A 6,892-nucleotide genomic window follows, 5' to 3' on the forward strand; every position below is an offset into this window, starting at 1 on the left:
AGCCGCGCAGCCGCCGCGACATAGGCGCGCACGGTATGGGGCGAGCGGCGGCGATTGTCGGCAAGATGCGCGCGCCACGCCTCGAGAACCTCGGCCGCGCTCACGCCGTCACCAGCGTGTCGGCGACCACCTCGGCGAGGAGCGCGTCGAGCACCCCGCGCCCCTCCGGCCCAACGCCGATCCGTGTGCCTGAGGCCCACATCAGCCCTAACCCTGCGAGCCGTGCGAGGGCCCCCTCGTCGATCAGTCCCGCCCGCGCAAGACCGAAGCGCGCCGAAAGCGCGGCGAGGTCGACCCCTTCGACAAGGCGCAGCCCCATCAGCAGCGCTTCGGCCGCCTGTTCGCTGACGGCGAGCGTGCGAGCTTCGGCGATCCCGTCGCCTTGCCGCGCGACCGCGCCGAGGAAATTCTCCGGCTTCTTGTGCCGCACCGTCGCCACGCCGCCGCGCCGCCCGTGTGCGCCGGGGCCAATCCCAGCGTAATCCTGATAGCGCCAGTAGGCGAGATTGTGGCTGCTCTCTTCGCCGGGGCGCGCGTGATTGCTGGTCTCGTAGGCGGGCAGTCCGGCCGCACCCGTCAGCGCCTGCGTGATGTCGAACAACTCTGCCGCCGCATCATCATCCAACGGCACCAGACGCCCGCGCCGCACGTCGCTGGCAAAGCGCGTGCCCGGCTCGATGGTCAGCTGGTAGAGCGACATGTGCCCGGTGCCGAACCCGAGCGCGCGGGTCAGGCGCTGCTCCCACATCTGCGGCCTGTGGCCGGGCAGGGCGTAGATCATGTCGAAGCTCACCCGCCTGAAATGGGCCTGCGCGGTGTCGAGCGCGCACAATGCCTCCTCGGCACCGTGAAGCCGGCCGAGGAAGCGCAATTCGGCATCGTCCAGCGACTGCACCCCGAGCGACACGCGGTTGATCCCGGCGCCGGCCAGCGCGGCAAAATTGGCCGCCTCGACCGAGGAGGGATTGGCCTCGAGCGTGATCTCGATGTCTTGCGCAAAGCCCCACAGGCGCTCCGCTTCGGCCAGCAGCGCGGCGACAAGGGCAGGGGGCATCAGCGAGGGCGTTCCGCCGCCGAAGAAGATCGAGGTCAGAGGCTCGCCTGGGGCCACCAACGCCTCAGCCCTCATGTCGGCGATCAGCGCAGCCTGCCACGCCGCCACGTCCACGTCGCCCCGCACATGCGAGTTGAAGTCGCAATAGGGGCACTTCTTCGCGCAGAACGGCCAGTGAATGTACAGCGCGCGGGGGCCAGGGGAGGTTGGGGGTGGAATTTTCAGCCTCGCTTAACCGTTGCCGCATAGACCAATATCATGCGGAGCTTCCGTTCATGACCTTGCTTGCCCGCATGCTCGGCGCAATGCTGCTTATGGCAGCCGCGCCTGCCCTGCCGCAAGATCGCGGCAATGACCAGCGCCCGCTGTTCCCGGCCGAGCAGGAATGGCTCTCCGAACACAACGCGGCGCGCGCCGCTGTCGGCCTGCCGCCACTGCGCTGGAACCATGGCCTGATGCGCGACGCCCGCGACTGGGCCGAGGATCTCGCATCGCGCCGCGCCTTCCACCATTCACCCGACCTCATGCGGCAGGGGCAGGGCGAGAACCTGTGGATGGGCACACGCGAACGCTATGCCCCGTGGCAGATGATCGACGGTTTCATCGCCGAACGCGCCGCCTTTCGCCCCGGCGTCTTCCCCGATGTCTCGCGCACCGGACGCTGGAGCGATGTCGGCCACTACACCCAGATCATCTGGCCCGAGACGCAGGAAGTGGGCTGCGCCACCGCGCTCAACGCCAAGCACGAGGTGCTGGTGTGCCGTTACTGGCCTGCCGGCAACGTGATGGGCTACCGGCTCGACCCGGGGCGGCACCTGACGCGCCGCTGAGCGCTTATCCGAATTGCTCGGCGACGAGTTTCGCAAAAGCGTCCGCGCGGTGGCTGACAGCGTGTTTTGCCTCGGGCGAGATTTCGGCAAAGGTTTGCGCAGAGCCGGTCGGCACGAACACCGGATCATAGCCGAAGCCGAGGGTCCCGCGCGGCGGCCAGGTCAGCGCGCCGTCGCACCGGCCTTCGTAGATCGCGTGTTCGCCATCTGGCCAGGCAAGGGCGAGCACGCAGTGGAAGGCAGCGTAGCGGTCGACGTCAGCGCCCTTCTCGACCAGCATGCCCTCGACCTTGCCCATCGCCATGTACCAGTCGCGCCCGGGAGCGCCCTCGAACCACTGCCGCTCGGCCCAGTCGGCGGTGTAGACGCCCGGGCGGCCACCCAGCGCCGCAACGCTGAGCCCGCTGTCGTCGGCAAGTGCCGCAAGGCCCGAAGCCTCCGCCGCCGCGCGCGCCTTGATCAGCGCATTTTGCGCGAAGGTGACGCCGGTCTCGGCCGGCTCGGGCAAGCCGAGCGATCCGGCAGAGATGCAGCGCACGCCGTAGGGATCGAGCAGCGCTGAAATCTCTTTGAGCTTGCCGGCATTATGCGTGGCGATCACCAGGGAGCCCGAGCCGAGGCGGCGTGTCACTTCACCGCGTCCAATTGCGCGGCAAAGATCCGGTCGCAGCCGATGCGGGCGAGGCGCAGGAGGCGCAGCAGGGCTTCCTCGTCATAGGTCGCGCCCTCGGCAGTCGCCTGCACTTCGGCGATCTTGCCGCCCGACAGGAGCACGAAATTGCCATCGGCCTCGGCGTTCGAGTCCTCGTCGTAATCGAGGTCGAGCACCGGGGTGCCCTTGAAGATGCCGCACGAAATCCCCGCGACCTGCGCGGTGATCGGGTCATGCTTGATATCACCCGATGCCATCAGCCCGTTGATGGCGATGCGCAGCGCGATCCACGCGCCCGAGATCGCCGCAGTCCGCGTGCCGCCATCGGCCTGGATCACGTCGCAATCGAGGGTGATCTGCCGCTCGCCGAGTTTTTGCAGGTCGACCACGGCGCGCAAGCTGCGGCCGATAAGTCGCTGGATTTCCTGCGTGCGTCCTGACTGCTTGCCCTTGGCCGCCTCGCGCTGGCCTCGCGTGTGGGTGGCGCGCGGGAGCATCGAGTACTCGCCCGTCACCCAGCCTTCGCCCTTGCCCCGCATCCATGGCGGCACGCCCTTTTCGATACTCGCGGTGCACAGCACCTTGGTGTCGCCGAAGCCGATCAGGCAGGAGCCCTCGGCGTGCTTGGTGAAGCCTGTCTGAATCGTGATGGCGCGCATTTCATCGGGCGCGCGTCCTGAAGGGCGCATTCTCGTCTCCACTTGGAATGAGCCCCGGCCCTAGCTACCATGCGGAAAGTGAGCAAAGCCAAATTCATTCTGGGAGCAATTGAACTGGTGGCGATTGGCGGGGCGTCCGTCGCATATGCTGCTGGCACGGATGAATGTTCGCGTGCCCCCGATGGCAGCTTTCATTGGGAATTGCTGGGCGAGGGTTATGCGCACCTCATCGACAGCGACGCCGCCTGTGACCCCTGGCAAGTCGTTGCGCCCGATCCCGACCTCACTTCCATCACCATAGGGTTTACCGACGGCTGGAACTTCGAACCTTCCATCCAGGTCAAAATCGATTCAGGCGGCACCATCGCGGTGCTCGAACCGATTGACGAGGTGGGGATGAAGACGCGCGAGGTCGCACGCGGACACAACCCGGCCCTTGCCAAAGAACTGCTGGGCAGCCTGTCCCGGTTTACGCGTTACAACCGCTTTCCCGATCAACTTCCGGAGGGCGCAGACCTTTCTAACCCCGAAACCTACCTGACTGCGCCGGTTATGCGGTGCACGGGAGAGATTTTTGACGGCGGATCGGTCGGCGTTCAATTCAATCTGCGCCAGCGCGCCAATCAAGCTGTCATGTACAATTCGTCCTGCTCATCCATCGCCTATTCACGGGCACTGACCGCTTTCCACGAGGCGCATCGCAAGGGGTTGGAGGCAGCGGGTTTCGAGGGGGATACCTTCGGCGCGCAGAGGAAGGGCTCCTGAGATGACCTCGCTCCCCGTCACCGAACTGACCCAGCGCGCGCGCGATATATTCCAGCGCGTGGTGGAGGAGTATATCGCCAGCGGGCAGCCGGTCGGCTCCAAGACGCTGGCGGCAGACGGGACGCTGAACCTCTCGCCCGCCTCGATCCGCTCGGTGCTGGCGGACCTCGAGACCGCCGGACTGCTCGCCGCGCCGCATACCAGCGCAGGGCGGATGCCGACCGATGCGGGCCTCAGGATCTTCGTCGACGGGATGATGCGCATCGCCGAGCCGACCGCGCAGGAACAGGCGGCGATCGAGTCGCGGCTGGCCGAGGCCGGCCCGCTCGAGGCGGCGCTGAAGCAGGCATCGGCGATCCTCTCCGATCTGTCGGGCGCGGCCGGGATGGTGCTGGTTGCGCCGCGCGAACAGCGGCTTGCCCAGTTCAGCCTTGTCGACCTCGGGCAGGGCAGGGCGCTTGCCATTCTGGTGGGCGAGGACGGTGGCGTGGAAAACCGCGTCCTTAACATTGGCGGCGCGCTCAGCGCCGGATCGCTCGACCGAGCATCCAATTACGTCACCGCGCGGCTTGCCGGGCGCACGCTCGCCGAGGCGGCGCTGGCGATGCGCTCAGAGATCAGCACCGGCAAATCCCAACTGGACGATGCCTCGCGCGATCTGGTCGAGCGGGGCCTTGCCGTCTGGAGCGAGGATGCCGCCGCGCGCCCCGTGCTGATCGTGCGCGGCGCGGCGAACCTGCTCGACGAGGCGGCGCTCGGTGACATCGAGCGGGTGCGGATGCTGCTCGAGGATCTCGAGAACAAGCAGTCTGTCGCCCAGCTGCTCGATTCGGCGCGCGAGGCGGATGCCACCCGCATCTTCATCGGCAGCGAGAACCGCCTGTTCGCCCTTTCGGGCTCAAGCGTCATCGCCTCGCCCTATCGCGATCGCGAGGGCCGGGTGGTCGGCGTGCTCGGTGTGATCGGCCCCACGCGGTTGAATTATGCGCGGGTTGTCCCCATGGTGGACCTCACCGCCCGATCGCTGGGCAAGCTGATCGCTTGAATGGAAAGCCATACGACATGACCGAGAACGACAAGCCGCTGGATCAGGCGGTGGAAGACGAATTGAAGGGTGTGCCCGAACACCTGCGCGAGGACGGCGAGGATGCCGCACCGCTCGCCGAAGCGCTCGAATCGCTGCGCCGCGACCTCGAAGCGGCCAAGCAGGAAGTGCTCTACGCGCAGGCGGAAACCCAGAACGTGCGCCGCCGCCTTGAGCGCGAGAAGGACGAAGCGCGCGCCTATGCCGCGACCGGCTTTGCCCGCGATATCCTGAGCGTCGCCGACAATCTGTCGCGCGCAATCGAGGCGATCCCCCAGTCCTTGCGCGAGGACGAGAGCATGAAGGGCCTCGTCATCGGCCTCGAGGCGACCCAGCGCGAGCTCGAGAAGGTCTTTGCCGGCAACGGCATCACCCGCATCGCAGCCGTTGGCCTGCCGCTCGACCCCAACCAGCATCAGGCGATGATCGAGGTGCCCTCGACCGATCACGAACCCGGCACGATCGTGTCGGAAATGCAGGCTGGCTGGATGATCAAGGACCGCCTTCTGCGCGCCGCAATGGTGGCGGTGGCGAAGGCGCCGGACTAGCCCTCGCTCCACACTGGCGGGCTGCTCGCGGGTGCGGATTGCAGGATGGCGAAGACGTCGTCCTGCAACCGCGCGAGCGGCTCCGACACGTCGATTTTGCGGAAGAGCTTCCGCACCAAGGGCTTGTCAGGGATGAACTGGATCAGGAACGCGTCGCCGTCCGGCCCGCCCACCACGCCATAGGCAATTGCCGTTCCGGGGAGGCGCACCTCGCAATACCAGCCCCAGTCCTCGGCGATGTAGGCGGTGACGGTGGTGCCGCGCTCGGCCAGCGCCTCGCCGATATGGCTGGCGAGGGCGAAGCTGAACATCTCTTCGGCATTGGCGAGCTCCTCGTCGCGTTCGTGGCGCAGGAAATGGGGGCTGTCGAAGGTGATGATGCGGGCAAATCGCTCCATGGGCACTGGCTCCTTCCATCAGACGGCATAGCACGACAGTCTGAAACTTCGGTTGCCGCACGCGCGGCACGCCTCGCGCTGCGATCACCGCTGGGCGCGGCAGGCTGCGGAACATGGGCGCGGTCCTAGCGATAGCACTGCGCATCAACCCAATGTTTCGGAGACAATCATGACCTATCGTCTTTCCTCAACCCTTCTCGGCGCTGCCGCCGCGCTCTCGCTCGGTGCCTGCGCCGATAATTACGCTGTCGAAGGCGCAGGTGTCGGAGCGGCTGCCGGCGCGGCGGTTGGCGCCGTTACCGGCGGCGACATCGGCACCGGCGCGGCGATCGGCGCGGCGGCGGGCGGCGTCGGCGGCACGCTCATCAAGAAGCGCGACAATGGCGATTGCTACCGTGTCGACCGTGACGGGCGCGAATACTCGGTGCGCTGCCCGAACTGAGCAGTCCGCGCGCTATTGCAGGTAGATCACGAGGTAGCGCGCGATCAGGAGGGCAAGCACGGCGATACTGGCGCGCTTGCCCTTCAGCACCATCGCCGCCCCCATCAGCGCGACCAGAACGCCGGTCAGGCCGATGCTCAGCGGCGAGATCAGCCTGTCCCCGAGGCCCGGGACCGATAGCAGGAACGCCCACTGCACCGCCACCATCACCAGCAGCATCGCGAACACCACGCGGCGCACGCGGAAGTAGTGCGTGTCGAGATCGGTGAAATTCTCGGGATCGCTCGGAAAAACCAGCCTGCTGGCGAGGAAATAGGCGCTCGAGAACACCAGCACGCCGAGCACCGTGAAGCGGTCTGCGGCGACATGCTCCTGCACGATCCAAGCGAAGATCCAGAACGACAGCAGATCGAGGATCACGAACAGCGCCAGCAGCGGGGTCAGCAGGCCGATCGAAAAG

General features: G+C 66.8%; 10 protein-coding genes and 1 pseudogene. 5 read left to right on the forward strand and 6 right to left on the reverse strand.

The window, feature by feature from the left end; genetic code table 11:
- Both NBV68_RS16285 and hemW read right to left on the reverse strand, forming a co-directional pair.
- Positions 1–104: pseudogene (locus NBV68_RS16285) on the reverse strand (recombinase XerC); the annotation flags it as partial.
- Positions 101–1,240, reverse strand: a complete 1,140-nt coding sequence (gene hemW, locus NBV68_RS16290; RefSeq protein ID WP_296311789.1) for a radical SAM family heme chaperone HemW — start codon at positions 1,238–1,240, stop codon at positions 101–103. The gene hemW and the pseudogene NBV68_RS16285, both read right to left, overlap by 4 nt.
- An 89-nt stretch (positions 1,241–1,329) precedes the next feature.
- Between hemW and NBV68_RS16295 the strand changes: the two genes are divergently transcribed.
- Positions 1,330–1,884: a CAP domain-containing protein gene (locus tag NBV68_RS16295; RefSeq protein WP_296311767.1), complete on the forward strand. Its 555-nt coding sequence runs from the start codon at positions 1,330–1,332 to the stop codon at positions 1,882–1,884.
- 4 nt (positions 1,885–1,888) lie between these two features.
- On the opposite strand, the gene rdgB is transcribed toward NBV68_RS16295, so the two are convergent.
- Complete coding sequence (gene rdgB / locus NBV68_RS16300) at positions 1,889–2,515, reverse strand: RdgB/HAM1 family non-canonical purine NTP pyrophosphatase (protein ID WP_296311770.1); 627 nt, start codon at positions 2,513–2,515, stop codon at positions 1,889–1,891.
- Entirely contained in the window at positions 2,512–3,225 is a 714-nt protein-coding gene (gene rph, locus NBV68_RS16305; RefSeq protein ID WP_296311773.1) for a ribonuclease PH, read from the reverse strand. The genes rdgB and rph overlap by 4 nt, the downstream gene beginning before the upstream one ends.
- 48 nt (positions 3,226–3,273) lie before the next feature.
- On the opposite strand from rph, the gene NBV68_RS16310 reads away from it, so the two are divergent.
- From NBV68_RS16310 to NBV68_RS16320, 3 genes are read left to right on the forward strand one after another with little or no spacing between them, the layout of a single operon-like run.
- A complete protein-coding gene (locus NBV68_RS16310) occupies positions 3,274–3,960 on the forward strand; it encodes a hypothetical protein (RefSeq protein WP_296311775.1) in 687 nt (228 codons plus the stop codon).
- Position 3,961: 1 nt separating this feature from the next.
- Positions 3,962–5,005 carry a heat-inducible transcriptional repressor HrcA gene (gene hrcA / locus NBV68_RS16315; protein WP_296311776.1) on the forward strand — a complete coding sequence of 348 codons (1,044 nt, stop codon included), beginning with the start codon at positions 3,962–3,964 and terminating at the stop codon, positions 5,003–5,005.
- A gap of 17 nt (positions 5,006–5,022) precedes the next feature.
- Positions 5,023–5,592: a nucleotide exchange factor GrpE gene (locus NBV68_RS16320; protein WP_296311779.1), complete on the forward strand. Its 570-nt coding sequence runs from the start codon at positions 5,023–5,025 to the stop codon at positions 5,590–5,592.
- On the opposite strand, the gene NBV68_RS16325 is transcribed toward NBV68_RS16320, so the two are convergent.
- A complete protein-coding gene (locus tag NBV68_RS16325; protein ID WP_296311781.1) occupies positions 5,589–5,990 on the reverse strand; it encodes a hypothetical protein in 402 nt (133 codons plus the stop codon). The genes NBV68_RS16320 and NBV68_RS16325 overlap by 4 nt on opposite strands.
- A 169-nt stretch (positions 5,991–6,159) precedes the next feature.
- Between NBV68_RS16325 and NBV68_RS16330 the strand changes: the two genes are divergently transcribed.
- Entirely contained in the window at positions 6,160–6,432 is a 273-nt protein-coding gene (locus NBV68_RS16330) for a YMGG-like glycine zipper-containing protein (protein ID WP_296311783.1), read from the forward strand.
- Positions 6,433–6,444: 12 nt separating this feature from the next.
- On the opposite strand, the gene NBV68_RS16335 is transcribed toward NBV68_RS16330, so the two are convergent.
- Positions 6,445–6,892, reverse strand: a 448-nt coding sequence (locus NBV68_RS16335) for a hypothetical protein (RefSeq protein ID WP_296311786.1), incomplete at its 5' end; no start/stop codon positions are given.

Origin of the sequence: Erythrobacter sp. (genome assembly GCF_023653175.1) — a bacterium.
GTDB lineage: Bacteria > Pseudomonadota > Alphaproteobacteria > Sphingomonadales > Sphingomonadaceae > Erythrobacter.